We start from the raw sequence: 25,238 nt of genomic DNA, 5'->3' as shown, positions 1-25,238 counted from the left end.
GAGGTAGTATGCTTTTTTTATAAATCAATCTCTAAATCTGATGGGCTTTCTTTCACGACTTTTTTGCGACTTAATAACAAAGCCACCAACAAGGTCCCAATAACCCCATAAACACCTAAAAAATTAATGACCAAAATAACGACTAAAGCAATCAACATAAATTTCAACACATGGTTCACCCCTATAATTGATTAAACAGATTCTTATAAGCTAATTTTATGTAAACGAATTCAAAAGCTTTACATTCGCTATTATAGCACATTCCATCTAAAATAGGGATATTTATTGAAAGGATTTTTCTGTTAATTAGTGGGTTTTTCCGCCAATCGTTTCTAAATCGGCTTTGCCATCATAATCAATTATCGCTTTTAGAGCCGCTGTAATACCTTTTACGATATCCGCAAGCGCCATAGACGGTGTGTTTGGACGCTCAACAACTTGTTCAGGTAAGAACGGAATGTGCATAAAGCCTGCTTTAGTATGGGGGAATTCAGTGGCGGTTAAATAGCGTGTTTGATACATGATGTGATTACACACAAAGGTGCCAGCTGTATTTGAAACCGAAGCAGGGATTTGTTCTTTTTTAATATAAGACACCATAGCTTTAATGGGTAATTGGCTAAAATAAGCGGCTTCTCCATCTGCTTGAATTGCCACATCAATGGGTTGTTGGCCCTCATTATCTGCGATACGTGCATCATCAAGATTGATGGCCACCCGTTCAGGCGTCAACTCAAAGCGACCGCCTGCTTGTCCGATATTCAAGACATAATCCGGTTGTTCTCTCTCCATCGCTTCTTTGACCACATCGGCACTCTTATAAAAAACGGTAGGTATTTCTAATTTGATAATCTCTACCCCATCAATTGTATCAGGTAGTCGCTTCACTGCTTCAATCGCTGGATTAATAATGTCATCGCCAAATGGATCAAATCCGGTTACTAAAATTTTCATAATACATTTCTCCTTCTAAAATGCCCAAAAATACATCAATAGAATATGCACTACCGCCATAATCACTGCCATTGGCAATTGGGCTTTGATAACGCCATATTCATCTTTCATCTCTAATAATGCTACAGGAAGTATGTTGAAATTACCAGCCATAGGGGTCAGAAGTGTCCCACAATATCCAGCGGTCATCGCCAAAGCACCGGCAATCACAGGATCACCACCTTGTGCCAACACAAAGGGAACGCCAATTCCAGCTGTGATGACTGTAAAAGCCGCAAAAGCATTTCCCATAATCATCGTAAAAATCATCATCCCTAATACATAGGCTGTGACCCCTAAGAAGATATTGCCTTGCGGGACGAAACCACTAATTAGGTTGGCTACAATATCGCCCACACCTGCTTCAACGAAGACAATTCCTAAAGCAGCCAGTAATTGTGGGAGAATACTGGTCGTACCAATTTGTTGAACCATCCGATTGGATTCATTTAAGGTTTCTTCAACCGATGGTTTAAAAATATAAATGGCAACGATTAGAGATAAGAGCGCTCCAATACCAATCACCGTGGTGCTCGATGCTGGAATCAACCATGAAATAACAATAGCTGAAACCGCCATAACAATCACGGGAATAAATACTTTATTTCCGTGTTTCGCCGCAGAATCAGCAGCTTTCTGCGTATCTTCGACATACTCAGTACTACCCCCGAATTGTTTAAACATCGTGATGACACCTAAACCAACAACTAGTATGCCCGACACAACCGCAGGCAACCATCTCCCAAAAATAAATAACACAGCTAATATAGTCCAGAAAAGAGCTGTTCCAACATTTTTCGCATTCGTTTCATCTTTATACGCACGATAACCCGCGTAGGCAAACATAAGACCCGCCACAATAAAGAAAAATTCCAATAAATAATTAAAGAACAAATCCATTATTTTTTGCTCCCTTCTTTTTTGTACCTCTTGTCTAATTGTCGATCAAACCATAAATTATACACGATCCCCAAAACTAAGGCGATTCCCGCAATCGCAAATGACGCTACTGCAATTTGGGCAGCCGGCGCATGATAGCCAAGCGACTCAAGCGTTCCAGCAATCAGTAAGGTTCCCGATGCACCCACAAAGGTATTTTGCGCATAGAAATTTCCCATATTTTCCATGGCTGCTGCTTGGGCTTTTATACGCTCCTGAGTCTTCTCATCCGTTTCACCATATTTGGCTACAGCAGAAGCTTGGGCCATCGGCTCGATCAGTGGTCTAACAAATTGTGGGTGTCCTCCCAGTCTTAATGAAAAGACCCCTGATAATTCTCGAATAAATAAATATAACGATAAAAATTTTCCAACGGTGAGACCTTTTATTTTATCGATTAAATGTATGGCTTGATTTTTCAACCCATAGCGTTCAGATAATCCTATCATCGGTAAAGTGAGTACAAACAGCGTGACTAAACGATTATTTGTAAACCCTTGGCCTAAAAGGGCCAAAATTTCAGTCAACGACAAGCCGCTGACTAAGCCTGTGACAATAGCCGCCACAATAACAACAGCGATAGTATCAACCTTCATCATAAATCCAATGACGATAATGACTATCCCAATTAACGGTAAATATTCCATGGTAATTTTCTCCTTTAAATTGATTTAACTATCTTACCATATTTTTAAAGAAATAAAAAATAATAATTTTTTAGCACTGAAATAAGACCAACCCAAGAATAACTGATTTAAGCCTTGCTCCTGGGTTGGTTATGTTTACATTTGTTTGACTGCAACATTTTATTATATCCGTGCTAGATTATACCCTATTATCCAAATTAGCAAAAGAAACTTATATATTTCAAAGCCTTTGAATGGTCGTATCCTTGAAATCCGACGGATACTTCAAGCCAAATCCAAGGAAGCGATCCGCACAAATATGCGCCATCCAAATGAGTGCGATTTGAATCATCAAGCGATTCCCTTGAAGAATAAATATCATAAAAATCAGGGTTGGTATACTTAGTGTATGTCCTAAATTGTACACCAGACTACCCACTTTGGGATTTATCATATAACCAAGCATGAGAATATCGGGCAGTAGTAAAAATACAAAGAATGGCCACCAAGCATAATTGAAATACCAATAGCCAAAAATAGTGAGGGCTAATAAGCTGAGAAATTCTAATTTGATTATTAAGGCCGGTTTCATGAAGTCACTCCTTTTAGAAGATTGATTTGCCTTCATTATATGGACTAATAAATTTTTAAGCGAGTCAGATGCTTCTAGTAGCAATAAAATGCAAGCAAAAAAAAACCAAAGGATTTATATCATTGTGTCGAAATGAGAATCTAAGCGAGACGTTAGACGAATACACAATTAATATAAAACAATTGGTTCTTAAGTATCAAATTTTTAAGCGGGAACTTATTTCTTTTTTGTTTCTAAGTCATGCACAAATAAACCACTGAGTAATTTCGGTTCAAACCAGGTTGACTTAGGTGGCATTATTTCGCCTGCATCAGCCACAGCTAACAAATCATCCGTTGTAGTTGGATACAAGGCAATTGCCAAACTAGCTTCGCCACTATCGACAGCCGCTTCTAACACATCCATGCCTTTAATACCTCCAACAAAATCTAAGCGATTATCTTGACGAGGGTTTTCGATATTAAATAGCTTATTGAAAATAAAGGTTTGCACAACCGAAGCATCTAAACGCCCGACTAAATCGTCAGCTGTTTTATCGGCTTTTAACTTGGTATGGTACCACTGATTGTCAAAATACAAACCAATAATACCTTGTTCGTCTGGCTGGCGCTGGTCTTTAGCAACGCTATTTATTTCAAAATCTTCAGAAAGACGTTCGATGAAGTTGGTGGGTAAGTCTGTTTTCACCAAGCGGTTGTAGTCAAAAATGTGTAATTGCTGAACAGGGAAAGCGACACTTAAAAAATTGGCTCCTGTCTCAGAAAGCGTCCCAGCTTCTTTGCGCATCATGCTCACTTTAGCGGCACTTTCTGTCCGGTGATGACCATCGGCAATGTACATGGCTGGTACTTGTTCTTCAAAAGCTGCTTGTAGGTGTGCTTGAACGTTGACATCATCTACGATCCATACACGGTGTTGGGTGTCGTAAAAACTTTCAAAATCATAAATAGGTTGATGCTTATTTTTCCAATTTTCAATCAGCGTATTAATAGAAGCTTGATCACGGTAAGTTAAAAAGATAGGACTGGTATTTGCATCACAGCTATCCATATGGCGAATACGATCTTTTTCTTTTTCATAACGAGTAAATTCATGCTTTTTAATAGCGTTATTGAGATAATCTTCCACACTTGCAACGCCCACCAGACCCGTTTGGCTGCGTCCCATAAACTGCAATTCATAAATGTAAAACATGGCTGAAATGTCTTTATTTAACCAGCCTTTAGCTTGAAAGTCTTGCAAGTTTTGCGCCGCCTTGGCATAGACAGCATCCGCATAGGGATTTTCTTCATCCGGTAAATCAACTTCACTTCGATCAATGTGCAAATAGGAATAAGGATTATCGGCAACTAAGTCACTGGCTTCTTTACGATTTACCACATCATAAGGTAAACTTGCGATGTCTTTAGCATAGTCTGGATTGGGACGAATGGCTTTAAAAGGTTTAAATTTTACCATCAGTATTCTCCTTGGATTTATTTTCGTATAAGTCTAGCGCTTAAGATATTTTCATTCGCATCGATTTTTTCTTTTAATTCTTGTAAGACTTGAGGGTCTTGTTCATCAAAATCGATTAATGTATAAGCATAATCGCCTCGGGATTTATTGGTTAAATGAACGATATTTATTTGATGTTCACCCAGTTCGGTTACCAGCAGGGTGATCATATTAGGGATATTGCGGTTAACGATGACTAAGCGACAGGCTGTTTCCATATCCATTTGAACATTTGGAAAGTTCACCGAATAGCGAATATTCCCTGTTAAAATAAAATCAGATAATTGATTGGCAGCCATTTGGGCCGAAATCTTTTCAGCTTCATCGGTTGAAGCACCTAAATGGGGGAACAATAAGCAGTCAGAGCGGTTCATTAATGCTTCTTCGGGAAAATCCGTTAAGTAGTATCGTAGGTTCTTGTTATCCAGCGCTGCAATCACAGACGCAACATCAATGAGCTCAGCGCGTGAAAAATTGAGTAAAATGGTTTCTTTTTTCATTAAATCAATGGCTTTTTTGTCAATAAAATGGTGATTATCTTGCGTATAAGGTACATGAATGGTAATGAAATCTGCTTCTTGATAAATGGTTTGGACATCCGTGACGCGTTGGATTTGCGGATCTAAACGATAAGCAGCTTCTTCCTTAATATAAGGGTCATAACCTAAAACATGCATGCCAAGTTTTACCGCCGTATTGCCAACCATATGCCCGATTGAACCCAACCCAATCACACCAATGGTTTTGCCCTTGATTTCACTTCCTTTAAACTGCTTCTTGCCCGCTTCGACTTGCTTAGGAATATCTTCACCCACTAAGGTATGTACCCATTGATTGGCGAAACGCATGTGGCGAATGGCCATAACCATCGAAGTAAAAACTAACTCATTGACAGCATTAGCATTAGCACCTGGAGTATTAAAAACCACAATTCCATTTTCAATCGCTCTTTGAATCGGGATATTATTGACACCTGCTCCAGCACGGGCAATAGCTACTAGGTTGTCGTTAAATTCTAAATCATTCAGTTCTTCACTCCGTAATATAATCCCTTCAGGGTTATTCGTTTCATTTAATGTAAAACCTTTATTTTTGAGAATGTCTAAACCTTCGTCAGCGATTTTATTATACACGCGAATATCCATTAATTAGTCCCTCTTCCTTTTAAGTCTTCAAATGCTTGCATCACATCAATCAGTGCTTGTACCCCTTCAATAGGCATGGCGTTATATATAGATGCCCGCATACCACCAATCAAGCGATGGCCTTTAATCGTCGCAATCTTATGTTGTTCGCAATATTGAATAAATTCCTTGTCTAAGGCGTCATCGCCTGTAATGAATGGAATATTCATAATTGAGCGGTCTTTGCCAAATACCGTTGGTTGAAACATTTCAGACTGATCCAAATAGTCATAAAGTAATTGTGCTTTAGTTCGATTGCGTTCAGCGATGCGTTCGAGCCCACCTTGTTCGGCCACCCAATCCAAAACCAGTCCTAAGATATAAATGGCAAAGGTCGGTGGTGTGTTATAGGCAGATTCTTTTTCATAATGTTGGTTGAAATCTAGCATTTTAGGTAATTGGTTTTGGTGTTTTAACAAATCTTTTTTAATGATAACGACAGTTAAACCTGCAATCCCAAGGTTTTTTTGTGCGCCGGCATAAATAAGGCCAAATTGTGACACATCCAAAGGCTCAGATAAAATATTGGAGCTCATATCTGCTACCAACGGCACATCCCCCGTTTGTGGAAATTCATAAAAAGTGGTTCCTTCAAGGGTATTGTTGCTGGTAATATGCACATAATCATAGCCAGAGAAATCCGTTGGCCAAGCAGGAATATAATTGAAATTTTTATCGTCACTAGACGCAATGACATCCACTTGCATCCCCACACGTTCAGCTTCCTCAGCCGCCTTAACCGACCAATTTCCAGTATTAATATAAGCGGCTTTACCTATCTTTTTAAGATTCATTGGAATCATCGCAAATTGCAGACTAGCCCCACCTTGAAGAAATAAAACCCCATAGTCATCCGAGATATGGAGTAAGGATCGTAATTTCCTTTCCGTTTCTTCCATGACTTTAATGAAAGCACTGGAACGATGACTTATCTCCACGATGGACATCCCCGAGTTGTCGTAGGACAAAAATTCTTCCTGCGCCTTTTGTAAGACTTCATACGGAATTTGCGCGGGTCCAGCTGAAAAATTCCAAACTTCTCTCATATTAATTATCTCCTTTGTCGTAAAAAAGCCCATCTGCCAAAATAGGTTGACCTATTGAAACAAATAGACCGTGTCAAATGCGTAGAACCTCCCAAATAAATCCCTCTGGAATCAGCGGGTGTCGCTTCTCTACTTATGTAGTATATCACAAAGGAAAATTTTTACACGAAATTTATGAGATTTTGATTAAAAATGTTTCGGAGATTCTAACAATCAAAATAAATACCCCAGTAGATCACATGGGATGTACTGGGGTATTTATTCATTATTAAAATCAATTTCTAAGGCCCTGCCTAATCCCCTTGGGATTTGGAGAATTCATTCGATGGAAAGATTCATCTCGGTTGGTTCAATTCTTGAAGTTCTATTAATCATCTTTCCCTTTTCCGAAAATGGTTTTTAGTTGTTGCCAATTGAAAATAAGAAAACCAATGGCTACAAACAATAGGGTGATTAATAAAAAAAAATTCCTACGATACTAAGTATCCCAGAAAACGAAAAATGAGTCATATGATAGGTGATACTTTCAAGAATTAAAGAAGGTAGATAAAAATCTTCACGAAAAGCCAAGTCTCTAAATTCTCCAATTACGCCAATCACAAATATATCTAACACAATTAATCCAATTAATTTGCCAATTTTGATTTTCACTTTCTGTCTGTCTCCTAATTACTTTTCACATGGTCATATTTTTTACTGTTTTGTTTTGAATGATGATAAGCATCGTTCTAAGTGCGTATTTGAATTTGAAACCATCGAAATGTTTTATGTCCCCTTATGTTGAGGATGCCTGTAATTATACAAAATATAATGATTTAGTTTTTTTAAGTATGTTTTCGTCCCCTTAGATTGAGGATGTCAGAAGATTGAAAAAATGGTTACAGTTACGAATAAAGTAGCCAACGTTCTCATCTCTCTATATTGAGGATAACTGTAGGTTCAAACTTTGTCAAACATTATTGCAATCGGGATGTGTACTCGTCCCCTTATGTCGGGGATACCTGTAGATTTTTTAGTGACAGCAAAGATATTAAGGATGATGAGCGGTTCTCGTCCCCTTATGTCGGGGATACCTGTAGATTTGGTTATGCACTTTAACAAGTTCACCGAAGGCTATGAGTTCTCGTCCCCTTATGTCGGGGATACCTGTAGATTAACAGCCAATTTAAGATTGTTAAATTTAAGTTATTGTTCTCGTCCCCTTATGTCGGGGATACCTGTAGATTTGATGTGACCAAAGAGCCTAGCATGGCTAGGAATAGTTCTCGTCCCCTTATGTTGGGGATACCTGTAGATTAGAATTTTAGAGGAGCTAAAGGACCATTCAACAAAGGTTCTCGTCCCCTTATGTCGGGGATACCTGTAGATTGCCTTTGCTGTCAATGAAAAGACTGAGAAAGATGAAGAGTTCTCGTCCCCTTATGTCGGGGATACCTGTAGATTAAGAATATAAAACATAAAAAACAACCCCTAACCATGTTCTCGTCCCCTTATGTCGAGGATACCTGTAGATTGAAAGGCATGACAATCGATTATAGCAACCAATGAAAGTTCTCGTCCCCTTATGTCGGGGATACCTGTAGATTAATAAATCGTGGTCACATAGTGTACGGTACTAGCGAGTTCTCGTCCCCTTATGTCGGGGATACCTGTAGATTGAATAAAAATGAAAAATACAATTAATAACAACAATAGGTTCTCGTCCCCTTATGTCGGGGATACCTGTAGATTGTAGCTCAACAAATGATAAGTCGCTATCGTTTAAAGTTCTCGTCCCCTTATGTCGGGGATACCTGTAGATTTGGTATACGAACAGAAATTTGTTGGTGTTGATGAGTTCTCGTCCCCTTATGTCGGGGATACCTGTAGATTTAATGATTATCCTTTAATCATAATCTCTTCTTCAAGTTCTCGTCCCCTTATGTCGGGGATACCTGTAGATTGGTAGTAAAACGATTAGATAATCTTACTTCAAATTTTGTTCTCGTCCCCTTATGTCGGGGATACCTGTAGATTATCAAAAATATATATATATTAAGTTGAGTTGATAGTTCTCGTCCCCTTATGTCGGGGATACCTGTAGATTATCAACGTTCTTTGACAATTGCATAACAAGTCGCGGTTCTCGTCCCCTTATGTCGGGGATAACTGTAGATTCTAATTGTTCAACCGCTTCATCTCTCGTTAATTCTTGTTCTCGTCCCCTTATGTCGGGGATACCTGTAGATTCGTTTTCCCGTTCGTCTATTGTACGAACTCATAAAGTTCTCGTCCCCTTATGTCGGGGATACCTGTAGATTCGCCTTTCTTTTCAAATTCTAATCCTATTTTTTGGTGTTCTCGTCCCCTTATGTCGGGGATACCTGTAGATTAAACTTTATAAGCGATTATAGTAAGAAGGACTTAAAGTTCTCGTCCCCTTATGTCGGGGATACCTGTAGATTATTACTAGAAGCTATATTTGACAACGATGACCAATAGTTCTCGTCCCCTTATGTCGGGGATACCTGTAGATTATGGCATCGTATACTTCTTCAAACATTGCGTTTTCCGTTCTCGTCCCCTTATGTCGGGGATACCTGTAGATTAACCTATGAAAATTAAGCAAGGTCAAAAATTTGGGGTTCTCGTCCCCTTATGTCGGGGATACCTGTAGATTAATTTGTTGCAGAGCGTATAGAGTGGGCAGAACAGTTCTCGTCCCCTTATGTCGGGGATACCTGTAGATTTTTCAAATTGAATTGTAAAGAACAAAAACCATTCGAGTTCTCGTCCCCTTATGTCGGGGATACCTGTAGATTCTTTGTTTTTGTTTTCTATAATTTCTGCCTGCGACTTGTTCTCGTCCCCTTATGTCGGGGATACCTGTAGATTATACAAATCTCCCGCATTTTTGCATTTAACCTCATGTTCTCGTCCCCTTATGTCGGGGATACCTGTAGATTCGTTTAGTGAGTTGCCGATGGCTACACAAAGCGAGAGTTCTCGTCCCCTTATGTCGGGGATACCTGTAGATTAGCATTAATGCTATATATAACCAGTTGACGCAACGGTTCTCGTCCCCTTATGTCGGGGATACCTGTAGATTATTATAAGTCATATATAAGGACTGTTTGACTTGTTGTTCTCGTCCCCTTATGTCGGGGATACCTGTAGATTTGTTTTATCTTACAAATATATATTATCATCTAACAGTTCTCGTCCCCTTATGTCGGGGATACCTGTAGATTTAGAATCCTCACAGGCTATATGTAGTGCCCTTATTGTTCTCGTCCCCTTATGTCGGGGATACCTGTAGATTATCAATAATAATATAATATGATATTTTATTATATGGTTCTCGTCCCCTTATGTCGGGGATACCTGTAGATTAATTGACTTTGAATCAGACGGTATCGTTAGGCTGTCAAGTTCTCGTCCCCTTATGTCGGGGATACCTGTAGATTTCAGTAATTAAATGTGCTAGCTCTTTATAATCGGCAGTTCTCGTCCCCTTATGTCGGGGATACCTGTAGATTATGGCATCGTATACTTCTTCAAACATTGCGTTTTCCGTTCTCGTCCCCTTATGTCGGGGATACCTGTAGATTAACCTATGAAAATTAAGCAAGGTCAAAAATTTGGGGTTCTCGTCCCCTTATGTCGGGGATACCTGTAGATTAATTTGTTGCAGAGCGTATAGAGTGGGCAGAACAGTTCTCGTCCCCTTATGTCGGGGATACCTGTAGATTTTTCAAATTGAATTGTAAAGAACAAAAACCATTCGAGTTCTCGTCCCCTTATGTCGGGGATACCTGTAGATTCTTTGTTTTTGTTTTCTATAATTTCTGCCTGCGACTTGTTCTCGTCCCCTTATGTCGGGGATACCTGTAGATTATACAAATCTCCCGCATTTTTGCATTTAACCTCATGTTCTCGTCCCCTTATGTCGGGGATACCTGTAGATTCGTTTAGTGAGTTGCCGATGGCTACACAAAGCGAGAGTTCTCGTCCCCTTATGTCGGGGATACCTGTAGATTAGCATTAATGCTATATATAACCAGTTGACGCAACGGTTCTCGTCCCCTTATGTCGGGGATACCTGTAGATTATTATAAGTCATATATAAGGACTGTTTGACTTGTTGTTCTCGTCCCCTTATGTCGGGGATACCTGTAGATTTGTTTTATCTTACAAATATATATTATCATCTAACAGTTCTCGTCCCCTTATGTCGGGGATACCTGTAGATTTAGAATCCTCACAGGCTATATGTAGTGCCCTTATTGTTCTCGTCCCCTTATGTCGGGGATACCTGTAGATTCGCGATTTGGAAGACGATGGCGAAGAGTTGAAGACGTTCTCGTCCCCTTATGTCGGGGATACCTGTAGATTCGAGGTATGGCTGAAAGATGAGTTATAAATTTAGGTTCTCGTCCCCTTATGTCGGGGATACCTGTAGATTTATGTTTAACATAGCACTGATTGAAGAGATTAAGCGGTTCTCGTCCCCTTATGTCGGGGATACCTGTAGATTTACGCATAACCGCTTTAATGAAGGTGTTTTAGAAGTTCTCGTCCCCTTATGTCGGGGATACCTGTAGATTCTTTACTGGTGGAATAATCCCCCGTGCTTACATGGTTCTCGTCCCCTTATGTCGGGGATACCTGTAGATTAAATGGAGAAAAAGTTTGAATCAATAATCTATCTAGGTTCTCGTCCCCTTATGTCGGGGATACCTGTAGATTGAAGATTTAGGTTCAAACTATATGATTAAATACAAAGGTTCTCGTCCCCTTATGTCGGGGATACCTGTAGATTTGCTACCTCAATTGCTAACTCGAAAAATCTTTGTGGGGTTCTCGTCCCCTTATGTCGGGGATACCTGTAGATTAAATAAAAAAATTAATTTTAAAAAAGGTATTGCAGTTCTCGTCCCCTTATGTCGGGGATACCTGTAGATTAAGAACATTGCAAAATGGAGGGTTTTCACAAGTGAGTTCTCGTCCCCTTATGTCGGGGATACCTGTAGATTTAATGAGAGGGCGCAATGAGTTTAGCGACAACAAAGTTCTCGTCCCCTTATGTCGGGGATACCTGTAGATTGCTATCAACAATTCAACAAATAAAATTAATTTTAAGTTCTCGTCCCCTTATGTCGGGGATACCTGTAGATTTCTCTCTCTTGTAAACCGTATGTATAAACTCTCCAGTTCTCGTCCCCTTATGTCGGGGATACCTGTAGATTATAAAAAACATCAAACATACGAACCCACAGCTGAAGTTCTCGTCCCCTTATGTCGGGGATACCTGTAGATTGTTAGCTACCGAGCCTAACAGTTCGGTGGTTACTTAAGTTCTCGTCCCCTTATGTCGGGGATACCTGTAGATTCTTTAGTGACACTTCCATTTTGAGCGGTACTGTTAGTTCTCGTCCCCTTATGTCGGGGATACCTGTAGATTGTATAGATGTATGTTTACATGGTTCAACGCTTAAAGGTTCTCGTCCCCTTATGTCGGGGATACCTGTAGATTTTTCGTCTTGTTCCCAGCTGTTTGGCAAGTCATTCAGTTCTCGTCCCCTTATGTCGGGGATACCTGTAGATTACATACGAATATGATCGTTGATAGAACAATGTTTATAAAGGTTTTTGCTTGTCCACAGATTGGGCAAATGCATACTTCTTCTACCTCCTTTTGCCCAGTTTGCGGGCAAAAAATAATCCTCTCTATACTGTCTACATGCTTATATTATACCATATTAAAGGGATATTTACTTATCAATTGTCTAATAAGATTGACACCATACGACAAATTTTAATGTGAAAATTGATCACGTCCCCTTGAGTGAGGAAGTATATACTTTTTGATTACGATAACTATGCCATTGCAAAAACTTTACGAAAGCATACGTCCCCTTGAATCGGGGTTTTAATCAATAAAGACTTCTATTTTCAATTTCCGTCGTTATATGCATGTTCGTCCCCATTGGATGAGGTATGTATGCTAGTCTAAAAGTAGAAAAATAAGCAATACTTATTTTAACTGCCTATTCTCCTACTAATATTTATTGTTGGGCAAAATTGAGGATATCTTGTTTTAAAGTTTCTTTATAATTTCGATACGGCCGCAATCTGTTATCAATAAATAACAATAGCTGCCAACAATCATCAACCAAGCCTTGTAAATCGACGTTTTTTGGATCAATTGGATCAATACTATGCGCTACTGTGTTTCTTTCCCTTGTCTTATCTAACACTTGTTTGAAAACCATTTGAAATTTTCCTGTTTCATCGACAACTTCTAATATATATAATAACAGATGACTGGATATCGTTGTTTTAGGATTTAGTTTAGCAATCCCACTTCGTTTTTTATTATAGATACCTTCAATTTCAATATACTTTGTGTGATTCGTATCAAGATAGTATTTCTTGTTATCTTCTTTTAGTAGCCCAGGATATTGATTTTCAATATACTTAATTGCAATAGCTTCCGCTAAATTCTTACCACGTACTAAGGCTTCAGAAACTAACTCCCTTTCTGCCTGAATATCTAAAATAGTAAAGCAACTAAAGTATTTTTGTATTTCTTTATTAATACCCAATTTAGACTGTAAATCAGGTAAGACATTTTGAAATCTAATCGCATTGGCAACTTTACTCAGATTAATGATTAACTTACCTTGATTTGAAAAAATGTCTGATTCATTTTCAAGTATATTTAACGCTCCTAAAAATTCATAAACATCTATCAATTCCCGAAATGATTTTTGTAATAACGATTGTCTAATATTTTGACCATTCACTTCAATCAGTCGATTGCTAGAATCAATCTTATTATCTTCGTTCAATTCAATTAAAACGTCAATGGATTCTTTTGTATCATGAGGTAACCCTTCATTTGATGATCTTAACGGAGTTAAAACTTGGTAAGCATCAATATTCAGCCCGAAAATCTGTACATACGCAAATAATCCTGCAATCATTTGCGGTGTACCACTAGTTAAATTCAACAAAATATGATCATCAGTGTTTTTATATTTATCAATAACTACTGATACATGTTTAAACATTTCATCAAACAAAAATACGCGATTATCCTCAATGATTTCATCATCAATCATAATCTCTGGTTGATAATCTGGACTAATAGAATTAATTGCTAAGTGTATATTCTCGTGTTTGCTTAAAGAATGCTGTGAATGTAACAAAACAATTTTGTCTGGTCTTTTGTGTCGAGTAATATGCAAGATGCCTCCATCATGAAAACCACGGATGGGATCAGTATCACCAACAAAAGAAATTAATGTTGTCATAATGAAGGTACCTCTTTTTCTTTTAATACAAATGCACATTTACCCATTTCGTATAAATTTAATTTGTTATTTACTAGTTTTCTTTGATTCCCATTAACTTTATATACTACATTGGGGCCTCTAGTTAGTTTTAATGTGCCTTTTCCTACCATATTCATTTTTTTGGGGGCTCGATAATTTACTTCTTTAATAATATTATTTGATTCTGAAAGTAATGTTTTCGTCCAAAGCCCTGAGCCAGCACCAATATAAATTGTATTCTTCATTTTAGCTTGCTTTAAATCGGAAGGAAATTCTGATAAGAAAAAATTTTCATATTCATTATTTTGACTATTAGCCATCTCAGAATAATTATCCATAAGGTCAATCGCTTCATCGCCAACGGCTGTAACTGTGAAAAAGATATTTGTGAATGGTTTTATACATTCTCGAGTTAATGGCAATGGGCTATCAACGTTTTGTTTTTTTGAAAAGTCTATCTTTTGTGCTAGTATGAGTCGATCCAGCTCAACACTGTCACTATCACTAACTCTTATATTATTAAAAATGTCAAAAAATGGTTGATTCTTTTTTGATCCCCATGGTATCGCATTATAATTTGCCTCTGTATACTTACCACGACCTCTATTATCTTTTTTAAATTTTTGATTAACCAAAATTGTACGAATGGCTCCTTTTAAACTCGAACCTGGAATATAAGGTTTTCCATAGGGATCTTTAATGCATCGATGGATTTCTTTTAGTTTTGCTCTATTTTTTTCATGCGTTTTTCCTGTTTGTTCAGCTTTACTTTCTTCATACCCAGACGAATTAATTGAATAACCACCAAAATCACGTGTTTTTATTTTATTATTATTTAAAAAGTCAGTTAAGCGTGCTTCATTGCTATGATTTCTAATCATAAATTGCTCAAAGCGTTCTACTTTTTCATCACCTAATTTTTCAAGTTCGCTATATAGTTTTACCATATCTGGAAAGTAATAATTATCATTCTCAAAAATAAATTCCTTCGAAGTCGTTCTGACCCCTGAGCCAATATGTACGGGCGATAACGTTTTTAAATGTAATGTGTAGTACTTTCTATTAATGACCATTTTTACCCTCCTGACGATATATTTATTCCATAAAACAAACCTCTAGCAAAATGCCAAACAGGGTGCGGAAATTGATCTGGTTCAACATTTAAAATAGAGCCTTGATATTTATTAGTAAAGGTTGATCCTGCTCTAAATTTATAGACATCTTGTTTCCTTAAAAGCTGCTTACTTTCTGGGCTATACGCAAAACCACTTGCTTTTTTTAATAAATAATTGGCATTAGTCACTGCAACAGTTAATTCTTCTTCTGTTGGTAAACTTGAGGTTAAAGCCACAAAACGATTATAATCGTTACCTGAGATATGTGTTAGCATATTATCGGGTAAATCTTTAATCGTTAAATCAAACTGACCTAAACCAGACGTCCTTTTTCCTCCAAGTCCCGAATATTGAAGTGCTGACATTAAGTTATCAAACAGATCACTCTGACTAGCTACCACATATAAACTATACTTAAATGTTCTAATACCAACTTCATAAGGATCTACTCCTTTTCTTATAGCAACAAAGCTTTGACTTAAGTCTTTTTGTCTATCTGAAATCGCAGTCAAATCCCCTTTGCCTGAAAGGTAATTGTCAAATTCACTTAATGGAATATATGTAATTTTTTTTACTGCTTTAGCATTTTGTCTAGCTGTCTTTAATTCTTCAATGGATTTACTTTCTTCACTTACTTTTGGATAACCAATAGGTTTGGGGAGGAACGGTTCAACGTCATATGGAAAAGCATCACTTATATGAAAATTCTCAGATTGAGTAAGTTTTATAAACGCTTCTTCTTTATGTTGTGTGATTGCTTCCAAATACAAAGCACTATATAAACGACTGGCTTCAAAAAAATCAACACTCTCATTAAGCATGCCATCCCCAAAATGTGCATGTTTAAATTTCATAATGTAGAGTTTGAGTTTCATAGCCTTTCCTCCAACAAAGTGTTCAATTCACTCAAGTCCATCTCACCATAGACAACGGTTGCTTTAATATTTTCAAATCGAATTTGGCCATAACCACGACTACCACTCCCACCAAGGTAATCCCATTCTAAGAGACGCAATCCATTAACAATCGTTTCAAAATCAGTTTGAAGATTTGCCTGGTCTCTAACTTCATATATTAAATTGAAATCAAATTTACTTCCTTTAATTACTCGTTCAATTTGTCGGGGTTTAGCTTCTCCTGTATAACGATTAATCGAATTTTCAAATTTACTTTCAGTAAAACTAAAAATATCACGACGTTCAAGTTCTTCACGATTAGCTAGAAAAGCATCTCTAAATAATAATTGGCTTGGAATTATATCATTACCATCTGATCCTCCACCAATTGTAGCACCAAACAAACGTTTAATTTGGGGATGGTCTTGATTGGGATCCTTTGCTGGATATTCATTGATAGCTTGGGCTAATAGTGAGCGTATTTTTCCTTTAAGACTTGAGCCCGGAATCATAGGTAAATTAGTAAGCGGATCTTTAACGACAGGAGAATCAATGGCTCCTATAGCAGAAAAAGCATCACTTGCACCAATATGTAAGCCACTGACTAACTCGATTAAACCATTAATTTGAATTTTTGCATATTGCGACATTTGAATGCCCTCCTTATGAATTCTTTCCACCATGATATTTGAAATAAGCTACTAACGCTTCCATGTACCGACAATATCTTAAAATATCTTGTTTATTCCCAGACTTTTGGACAATTTTCAACTTTTCGATTAATTGTGCCAAACGAATAAATTCAGCAACGGCTTTATTTCGACCACTTTGATAAACCAATTGAACGCGTAAATAAGATAACTTATTCATAACGGCTTCTGGGCCACGTGAAAGTAAATCTTCATAGATGTTTGTCGTTAACGTGAGAAGGTTCCTGATTTGATTCGTAGTTAATTCATCTCCGCTTACTTTAAAATTATAATAAGCTTTTTTCATCGTTAAAATGACTAGTTCCGCATCATCAACATAACTCTCATCTGTAAAATCAATGGTTAATGCTATCGGTGTATTGGACCGATGATTATTTGTTCTTCCTTGATAATTATTTGCCATACTAACCTTCCTTTCGCTCTTTATAAATATACAATCTCAAAGCCATTCCGAACTTTTTAATCTCTTTTTCACTGCTAAATGCTTGCATAAGGGTTTGTTTAAATGTGTTAAATACGTCTAAGGAAGATACCTTTGTTTTCTTTGTTTCATCTTCCAATCTTGCGATGGTATAAGCTAGTCTAGCAAAAGAAATCTTCTCAACTTCATTTCGTTCTTCAATTAACTGTAATAGTTTATACACAAATGATTTCCCTCTAAGAGTAAGGGTATTAAAATAAGTTGTAACCACTTCTAAGTAGTTATTCTGTATATCATCGATATATTCATCAAAATTAAATGTATTTTCAGCGTCAAACAAACAAATCGCATTTTTCCCACTACTTTTGGCTGCTTCTTCTAACTCCCCAGTTTGCCGAGCCATGATATTAATAGGTGTCTTATCATGAAACATGCCAATGCCTGCCGATAAGGTTAGTTTACCATTTGTCCAATACAGAAAATCTTCACGTAATTGAATCGTAAAGTCTAAAATATCATCCCATGCACCAATCGCAAATACATCGTCTCCTCCTGAATATACAATGGTTAATCGATAAGCTTCAGCAATTTTGTTGATATATAATTTAAAAAACAAGCTCATATTTCTAGAGAATGCAGCTGTTCGACTTAAAGTGTTGTACATACCCTTTGCCTGCGTGGAATATCCTGCCATAAAACCTAGTCCAAGATCATCAACATCCGCTCTTAATACTCCTAATCTTTTAATTCCAATAATTTCATTGTTTTCTTTTGTCCATTCCCTTTGCGTATAGTAAGAAAATTCATTGTTAGGTGCCACAGAATAGTCCGCTACCCAGATATGCACAGCTTGATTGATCCCAGTCATTTGATTATTTTTTGTATAAATACTGCCATTAACTTCTCCATTTAAAATAGCTTTTTCAGTAGTTCTGTCTAAGTAGGCATTAGGTCCGATTGCTAAAGCAGACTTGTTACTCCCAACGACAAAATAATCTTCATTTTGGATAACTTTCGAAAAATTCTCTAATCCATAACAAACTTCACATTTTGTATCATTATCATGATTATCGCGCAAATTATGAATCGTATGACAAACACTACACTCGCGTCCCGCTCTTTTTCCATATTGATTAAGTTGTTGAATGACTTCTGGGGTATAACGCTGTAATTTTTTCTGACTTATTTCTTGACCAACACTTTGAAATATAGCGCGATATTCAGCTGCTGCAGTTACTTGTTCTTCTTTAATTTTCGAGTTCTGCATAACTTCTTTGGCTGCAAAGGGTGTGTTTCCGATAGCAACAAATAATTTTGTACCAAAATTGGTTAAGAAAAATTGATTAAAGCTCTGTTCAATTTCATTTAATTGATTCCTAGCATTTTCGGTATTAGGTAAAATTAAATAGGCATGTCCACCACCGGTATACAGCAAATTAGCCCTACTTAAGTGCATTGATTTAAGGATTGTATCTGCTAACCATTCGCTAATCATTTCTAAGTAAAACGAACGACTCCTTAATTGCTTATGTGCCCCTTTGCTAGCTATGGTATAAATGAAATCTTGTATACCAGATAAATCAAAAGAGACTAATAAAAAAGCTTTTTCTAAATAAAAGTCACTAGCATTAACAAACAAATCTTTTTTATAGTTATGTCGGTTACTTTCTTCTAAGAATTGATAAATACTTGTTGCTATGGCGGCTGTCACTTTTATGTGATCAAACAAAGAAATATCAGCCACTTCTTCAGTATTTGTAGAGCTTGGAACATAACTTAAAGTCGCTTCCATTAGGTTTAATAATGAGGCTTGATACTCAACGGTTGGAGAAATCACTTTTAGGGTAGTTTCTATCTTATTTAAAATTCCTCCATACTGACTGGAAGTAAATGACTGTGGCTTTTCTTGCGGGTAATTCGGGTCTTGGCCAACATCTAACGTTCTTGGAATAAAATAACGATGGGTTGTCGAATCTCCAAAGCGATTAAAAATATCCTCTAATGGGAGATCAGGTTTGAACAACTGATCTTCACGATGCTCCATATTTGATCGTCTGTCAATACCGCTAGCAATGTTGTCTGCTATATAAGTAATATATGCCAAATTATCGTCTTCTAAGTTACTATTTAACAATTCGTAGGCATGATGGTATGCAACTTGATCAAGTACAGCTTTATTGAAATTAAACTGCTTAAGGTAATCTTTACCAAGTTTACTATGTTTGACTCTTTGATTGTTCGCACGTTGAACGACTTTTCCGATATCATGTAACATAGCACCATAAAATAAATCTACTTGCTTTTGGTCCATGTTTGTCCTCCTAACATTCCTAGTCTTATGGCTCCCATTCCCATACTTGTTTTAATCCCAACTCCCGTATATTCACCCATTTTTAGCAACATCATTAAATAATTTTTCATAGTAGTATTCATTCTTAACGATAAAACTATTTCACCAGTAAATCCAGGAATTTTGCTGGTATGAATGCCATATCTGGTTGATGATAAACGATAATTAACTATCTTAATCCCCTCAACTAATTCATAAAGAAAATCTTTATCCACTTTAAGTGTTTGTTCAAAGTAAAAATTATATTGCTTCATTAAGCTTTGAATTATTAAACGGATATCAGGATAAAATAGATACTCACCTTGAGATTTAAATGAAGTAGGTGAATCAAAAAATACTTTAATTCGTGAGTTAGTCTCTTCTGTACTATAAAATATTCTAGCCAAACCTTCTTGATTAAGTTCCTCCTCTTCAATTTTATTTATTCTAAAGCTTACTTGTTGTGAGGAAATTAATTCAATGTACTTTAAATCATTATCCATTAAAATAGGCTGGATGTGTTCTTCGGCATCTTTCGTGAGCATATTTATTATAAATTTCACTTCATTATTACTGACTGTACTGGATATTGAATAAGGGGTAACAGGAATATCATGTAAATATTCTGCATAATTAGAATCAAGTCTATCCATTAACCATCCCTGGAAATAAGTAGCAATGTTTCTTTCAATTCGTTTATCTTGATTGATCTGACAATAAATTTCTAATTTTTTCATAGGCATTCCTTAGATATATATTATTTGTGGTGCTTTAACGACTTTATAAACTGTGTTTGGTCCAAGAATAATTTGCTGATTTTCATGCACTTCATCTGACAAAGGATACATCACTATCTTTCCTGAATCAGGAATACTTGTACTTAACGCATTTAGAATATTTTCAATCGAATGAGTATTCGCAACATAACGTTCATAAATACTATACTGTTTCATACTAAAGCCTAATTCAATTAAATGATGTCGGAAGTAAGAAGCTTCTCTACGTTCGACTTTAGTATTTCTAGGTAAGTCAAAACAAATTAAAAGAATCATTAGCGTCCACCTTCTATCATTTTTGGTAATTTCAAAGCCGTTGAAGAATCGGTTTCTATACACTTAGCGAATGATTCACAACTAGTTTTGATGGCATCACTTAGACAAGCGATTTTTCCATCAATGACACATTGTTCAAAAAGGATAGCAGGTAGTTGTTTTTTTATTTTAAGATCAAATTTATTTACTTCTGGTATTACAATTTTATCATAAACAAATGCATCAGCTATTGGACGAAAACATTCAATAACATCATCGGATAAATTAAAAGGATTTTCACTCGATGCATGATGAATCCCAAAGGCAGGTTCTAAACCAAGATAAATTAGGTTTTGTCGAATAACAGATCGGACAATTGAATAGGTATAATTCAAACCTGCATTGACCATATCATCCTCAAATCGTTTAAATTCCTTCCCAAACAAATATTTAAAATAAATTCTGGCTGCAACAGATTCCCTATTACTTATATCACCAGAATTTACTTCAGAAACAATACCCTCTAAATCAGCTTGTGAAAGTGATTCTGGGTTATAAATAGATAGACAGATGTTTTGATTGGTGATTTTTTGTTTAATTACTTTTTGCCATACCCGGTTTTTAGATTTTTGACTCATCCTTAATTGCTGAATCAGTCGCTTGTGTTTGCGAATATAACCATATTCACTATGTAAGGTACTTATAGGGGTATGTTTTTCATCACAGAAGATAACTAGAATATCTTTTTTTAAACATGACATGACAAACTTTGTTGAAAAATAAGAATTAGGGTTATCAAAGATAATGCAACTTATATCTTCAAACGGAAAAAACTTCTCTTCTTTTGTAACCACGTCTTTAGTTTTTACAGAAACTTTAGTCGAATTAACAAATTGGCCATGCTCAATGTATAGAATATTTTTCATAATACACCACCTAACCTTTTTGTAATTTTAAAGCGCTTTAGTAATTATAAATTAAATATATCATATTAAAGTAACCATTACAAAACTAATTTCACATATTTCGTTTATTTGAAGCAAAACGATGAAAGGGTCTATTAAAAAAGTGTTTTACCTTAATAAGTAGCTTTTTCATTGATACCGTGAAAATCAGAAGCTAGCATTACTTCGCATAAAAAACACCCCTAATCAATTTGAATTGACTAGAGGTGTTTGATGAAGAAAAAATACAATCATGTGTTTACAACCCATTAACTATTTCATGTCTGTTTCGTCCCCTTTTAACGAGGATATCGTTGTTTAAGTTTACTATAAAATCCATCGTAAGTTGGTTATGTTTACGTCCCCTTATGTCGAGGCTAGCTGTAGATTAATGTTTTTACTTTTATTTACCAAGTGGCTCACGAAAGTTCTCGTCCCCTTATGTCGGGGATAACTGAAGATTATATAACTTTACAAATATTGAAATACCAATGTTTATAAGACTTCTTCTTTACCCAAAAATCATATAAGAAATTTATCTACATAAATGCATTATACCATAGACAAGACGGTTATTGATAACATATTAAAATTGATCGCTTAATTTAACTTAATTCAATATTACAATCACAAATTAGATGCTTTAATTAAGCACTATTTGTTTCTACTTCTATATTCGCCGTTATCTCAAGTCCAATACGCATTCAACTTAGATACTTTATCATGGGTTAAGTGAACTTTATTCATATAAATCCGGAACAAACAAATTCCCATTGGTTGCAGCCATAATCGCTTTAATTGAATGCATGCGATTTTCAGCTTGCTGGAACTGACGACCTTGGGCACTTTGAAAGACGCTGTCTGTCACTTCCATTTCATTAATACCAAAACGGTCTGCGATTTCTTTACCATAGCTCGTTTTGGTATCATGAAAGGCTGGTAGACAGTGTAAAAAGATATAATCATTTTCTACGATACTAAGCAAGGTATCATTGACTTGATACGGCATTAATAACTCAATTCGTTCAGCAAACTTCTCTTCTTCCCCCATCGATACCCACACATCCGTGTAAATAACATGCGCCTTCTTAACGGCTGTTTGAATATCGGTAGTCACAGTCACCGTCGCCTCGGTCTCTGCAGCAAATCCTTCAGCCAACGCAATCAACTCGTTTGTCGGAAACAACTCTTCCGGTGCAGCAATGGTCACATTCACCCCGAGCTTTGCCCCGGTGACTAACAAACTATTCGCCACATTATTACGGCCATCCCCGCAAAAGACCAAATTCAAGCCCTTTAAATAACCAAATTCTTCTTTTATCGTCATAAAATCGGCAATCATTTGGGTTGGATGCCACTCATTGGATAAACCATTCCAAACGGGTACACCGGCAAATTTACCAAGTTCTTCAACCACCGCTTGGCTAAAGCCACGATACTCAATTCCATCAAACATGGAACCCAAAACAATTGCTGTATCCTTCATTGATTCTTTTTTCCCCAACTGGATATCATTGGAACCTAAATATTCTGGTGAAGCCCCCAAATCATTAGCTGCAACTGTAAAAGCTGCACGCGTCCTTGTTGATGTCTTTTCAAACAACAAGCAAATATTTTGCCCCTTAAGATACTCGTGCGGAATGCCACGCCGTTTCAAATCCTTTAAATGCATCGAAAAATCAATTAAATACGCCAATTCTTTTCCAGTAAAATCAATCTCTTTCAAAAAATTTCTACCTTGAAACATTCTTTTAACCCCTTTCTTCATACCTATATAACTTGGACTATTTTTTATTAGTATAACATTCTCGTCCAGTCATGCACTAATATTTTATCGCTTAACCCTTTGTTCCTGAAGAAATATTCATCCCTTCAATAAAATAACGTTGGAAGGTAAAGAATAGTACCACCACAGGAATCAAAACAATAATGGAACCCGCCATTAAATAATTCCATTGCGTTGCCACTTGTCCTTTAAACACCTGTAATCCAATTTGCAGGGTATAGAGATTAGGATCATTAATGTATAACAAGGGTCCCAAAAAATCATTCCATGCCCCATTAAAACTAAATACCGCAATTGTTGCCAAAGCTGGTTTTGCCAATGGAATCATAATCCGATGCCAAATATAGAAATGCGAGGCACCATCTATTTTAGCCGCTTGGGATAACTCATCAGGTATAGACATATAAAATTGTCGCAACAAGAATATATTAAATGCTCCCCCGAAAAACGATGGTACTAATAAAGGTAAATAAGTATTTAACCAACCCAACTTAGCAAACATCACATATGTCGGAATTAAAGTCACAAATCCTGGTAACATCATGGTTGCCAATAACAATGAAAATAAGACATTCTTTCCCTTAAAATCAATTTTCGCAAAACCATAAGCAATAAATGAATTGGATAAGACATTAGCAAAAACCGTCACTGCCGCTATAAATAAGGTATTTAGTGTATAACGGGTAAAATTAGCGGTCTCCCATGTATGAATATAATTCTCAAAATGCCACTCATTGGGAATGAAGGTCGGTGGAAATTGCATTATTTCACCCATTGATTTAAATGATGTGCTTATCATCCATACAATCGGTGACAATAAGATTATAGCTCCTAAGCCTAAAATGACAAAAATAATCGTTTGTTGTATCCTTCGACTGCGTTGCATCCACTAATTACCTCCTTCATAATGCACCCAACGAGGTGCTGTTCTCAAATTAATCAAAGTTAAAACAAACACAATCAGAAACAAAATCCACGATAAAGCCATTGCATACCCCATTTCAAATGTCACAAAGGCTTTATTCCACATATGTAAATTGAAAAACAGTAGCGAATTAGCTGGGCCACCTTCACCATTGCTACTCATGACATAAGCTTCTTGGAAAATCTGAAAAGCCCCAATTGTACTCGTAATTAAATCAAAGAAAATAATCGGCGTAATCATCGGCAAGGTGACATGAAATAACTTCCTAACAGAACCTGCTCCATCCATTTCGGCTGCTTCATATAAAGCCGGTGAGATATTTTGTAAGGCTGCCAAATACAGTAACATCGAGCCACCTGCTTTCCACAAATTCATGAGAATCAGAGCCGGTTTTGTCCAATTGGGATCAAACAACCAAGCAGGTCCTTGAATGCCAAACCAAGACAAAACGGTATTTATTAGACCGGATTGCGGACTTAAAAGCTGCATCCATAAAAAATACACGCCAACCCCAGACAATACGGCTGGCAAATAATAGATGGTTCTAAAAACCCGAATCCCTTTCACCTTTTGATTCATTAATAATGAAATAAATATCGCTGCTGCAATCGATAAGGGAACGGAAATAACGACATAATAGATTGTATTGCCTAGTGAAATCCAAAATAAAGGATCACGTTGAAACATGCGTTGATAATTATCTAAACCAATAAAATCCATTTGCGAGGTCACATCGTAATTTGTGAAACTAGCAATTAATGAAAACAACAAAGGGCCTAGTGTAAAAGCTAATAAACCAATCATCCAAGGCAAAATAAACAAATACCCTTGCACCGTTTCACGTCGTTTTAATGTTTTTTTCATTCTTCTTTCACTCCTTATAGA

The 25,238-nt window shown here is 36.6% G+C and carries 21 protein-coding genes and 1 CRISPR repeat array; all 21 genes read right to left on the bottom strand.

The window, feature by feature from the left end:
• Window positions 1–17: 17 nt before the first annotated feature.
• Entirely contained in the window at window positions 18–170 is a 153-nt protein-coding gene (locus NRE15_RS12730) for a hypothetical protein (protein ID WP_313793243.1), read from the bottom strand.
• Window positions 171–306: 136 nt separating this feature from the next.
• Entirely contained in the window at window positions 307–954 is a 648-nt protein-coding gene (gene pcp / locus NRE15_RS12725) for a pyroglutamyl-peptidase I (RefSeq protein ID WP_313793242.1), read from the bottom strand.
• Between the two features lie 15 nt (window positions 955–969).
• Window positions 970–1,893, bottom strand: coding sequence for a DUF979 domain-containing protein (locus NRE15_RS12720; protein ID WP_313793241.1), 924 nt, complete (start codon window positions 1,891–1,893; stop codon window positions 970–972).
• On the bottom strand, window positions 1,893–2,579 hold the full coding sequence (locus tag NRE15_RS12715) for a DUF969 domain-containing protein (protein ID WP_313793240.1): 687 nt from the start codon (window positions 2,577–2,579) through the stop codon (window positions 1,893–1,895). Before NRE15_RS12715 ends, NRE15_RS12720 begins: the two co-directional genes overlap by 1 nt.
• Before the next feature lie 220 nt (window positions 2,580–2,799).
• The gene (locus NRE15_RS12710) at window positions 2,800–3,150 is read right to left on the bottom strand and encodes a DUF4260 domain-containing protein (RefSeq protein ID WP_313793239.1); all 351 of its coding nucleotides are present in this window, start codon (window positions 3,148–3,150) and stop codon (window positions 2,800–2,802) included.
• A gap of 216 nt (window positions 3,151–3,366) precedes the next feature.
• On the bottom strand, window positions 3,367–4,608 hold the full coding sequence (locus tag NRE15_RS12705; RefSeq protein WP_313793238.1) for a DUF1015 domain-containing protein: 1,242 nt from the start codon (window positions 4,606–4,608) through the stop codon (window positions 3,367–3,369).
• A gap of 17 nt (window positions 4,609–4,625) precedes the next feature.
• The gene (locus NRE15_RS12700; protein ID WP_313793237.1) at window positions 4,626–5,792 is read right to left on the bottom strand and encodes a 3-phosphoglycerate dehydrogenase family protein; all 1,167 of its coding nucleotides are present in this window, start codon (window positions 5,790–5,792) and stop codon (window positions 4,626–4,628) included.
• A complete protein-coding gene (gene serC, locus NRE15_RS12695) occupies window positions 5,792–6,877 on the bottom strand; it encodes a 3-phosphoserine/phosphohydroxythreonine transaminase (protein WP_313793236.1) in 1,086 nt (361 codons plus the stop codon). Before serC ends, NRE15_RS12700 begins: the two co-directional genes overlap by 1 nt.
• Before the next feature lie 453 nt (window positions 6,878–7,330).
• Window positions 7,331–7,528: a hypothetical protein gene (locus tag NRE15_RS12690; RefSeq protein WP_313793235.1), complete on the bottom strand. Its 198-nt coding sequence runs from the start codon at window positions 7,526–7,528 to the stop codon at window positions 7,331–7,333.
• 323 nt (window positions 7,529–7,851) lie between these two features.
• A CRISPR array of direct repeats spans window positions 7,852–12,464; the repeat unit is 36 nt; unit sequence GTTCTCGTCCCCTTATGTCGGGGATACCTGTAGATT.
• Between the two features lie 460 nt (window positions 12,465–12,924).
• Window positions 12,925–14,175 carry a type III-A CRISPR-associated CARF protein Csm6 gene (csm6, locus tag NRE15_RS12685; RefSeq protein ID WP_313793234.1) on the bottom strand — a complete coding sequence of 417 codons (1,251 nt, stop codon included), beginning with the start codon at window positions 14,173–14,175 and terminating at the stop codon, window positions 12,925–12,927.
• Entirely contained in the window at window positions 14,172–15,269 is a 1,098-nt protein-coding gene (gene csm5 / locus NRE15_RS12680; RefSeq protein WP_313793233.1) for a type III-A CRISPR-associated RAMP protein Csm5, read from the bottom strand. The genes csm6 and csm5 overlap by 4 nt, the downstream gene beginning before the upstream one ends.
• 2 nt (window positions 15,270–15,271) lie before the next feature.
• Window positions 15,272–16,186: a type III-A CRISPR-associated RAMP protein Csm4 gene (csm4, locus tag NRE15_RS12675; RefSeq protein WP_313793232.1), complete on the bottom strand. Its 915-nt coding sequence runs from the start codon at window positions 16,184–16,186 to the stop codon at window positions 15,272–15,274.
• Window positions 16,183–16,857 (bottom strand): type III-A CRISPR-associated RAMP protein Csm3, encoded by a 675-nt coding sequence (gene csm3 / locus NRE15_RS12670; RefSeq protein ID WP_313793231.1) that lies wholly within the window; start codon window positions 16,855–16,857, stop codon window positions 16,183–16,185. The genes csm4 and csm3 overlap by 4 nt, the downstream gene beginning before the upstream one ends.
• A gap of 13 nt (window positions 16,858–16,870) precedes the next feature.
• Window positions 16,871–17,320 carry a type III-A CRISPR-associated protein Csm2 gene (csm2, locus tag NRE15_RS12665; RefSeq protein ID WP_313793230.1) on the bottom strand — a complete coding sequence of 150 codons (450 nt, stop codon included), beginning with the start codon at window positions 17,318–17,320 and terminating at the stop codon, window positions 16,871–16,873.
• A 1-nt stretch (window position 17,321) separates the two neighbouring features.
• Entirely contained in the window at window positions 17,322–19,649 is a 2,328-nt protein-coding gene (cas10, locus tag NRE15_RS12660) for a type III-A CRISPR-associated protein Cas10/Csm1 (RefSeq protein ID WP_313793229.1), read from the bottom strand.
• Window positions 19,631–20,404: a CRISPR-associated endoribonuclease Cas6 gene (gene cas6 / locus NRE15_RS12655; protein ID WP_313793228.1), complete on the bottom strand. Its 774-nt coding sequence runs from the start codon at window positions 20,402–20,404 to the stop codon at window positions 19,631–19,633. Before cas6 ends, cas10 begins: the two co-directional genes overlap by 19 nt.
• 9 nt (window positions 20,405–20,413) lie before the next feature.
• A complete protein-coding gene (gene cas2 / locus NRE15_RS12650; RefSeq protein ID WP_313793227.1) occupies window positions 20,414–20,719 on the bottom strand; it encodes a CRISPR-associated endonuclease Cas2 in 306 nt (101 codons plus the stop codon).
• Entirely contained in the window at window positions 20,719–21,624 is a 906-nt protein-coding gene (cas1, locus tag NRE15_RS12645) for a type II CRISPR-associated endonuclease Cas1 (protein ID WP_313793226.1), read from the bottom strand. Before cas1 ends, cas2 begins: the two co-directional genes overlap by 1 nt.
• Before the next feature lie 757 nt (window positions 21,625–22,381).
• The gene (argF, locus tag NRE15_RS12640) at window positions 22,382–23,410 is read right to left on the bottom strand and encodes an ornithine carbamoyltransferase (RefSeq protein WP_313793225.1); all 1,029 of its coding nucleotides are present in this window, start codon (window positions 23,408–23,410) and stop codon (window positions 22,382–22,384) included.
• A 70-nt stretch (window positions 23,411–23,480) separates the two neighbouring features.
• Window positions 23,481–24,314: a carbohydrate ABC transporter permease gene (locus tag NRE15_RS12635; RefSeq protein WP_313793224.1), complete on the bottom strand. Its 834-nt coding sequence runs from the start codon at window positions 24,312–24,314 to the stop codon at window positions 23,481–23,483.
• 3 nt (window positions 24,315–24,317) lie between these two features.
• The gene (locus tag NRE15_RS12630; protein WP_313793223.1) at window positions 24,318–25,217 is read right to left on the bottom strand and encodes a carbohydrate ABC transporter permease; all 900 of its coding nucleotides are present in this window, start codon (window positions 25,215–25,217) and stop codon (window positions 24,318–24,320) included.
• Window positions 25,218–25,238: the final 21 nt, after the last annotated feature.

Source organism: Fundicoccus culcitae, from assembly GCF_024661895.1.
GTDB lineage: Bacteria > Bacillota > Bacilli > Lactobacillales > Aerococcaceae > Fundicoccus_A > Fundicoccus_A culcitae.
The sequence above is the reverse complement of the archived record's forward strand: the minus strand, read 5'-3'. Positions and strand labels throughout refer to the sequence as shown.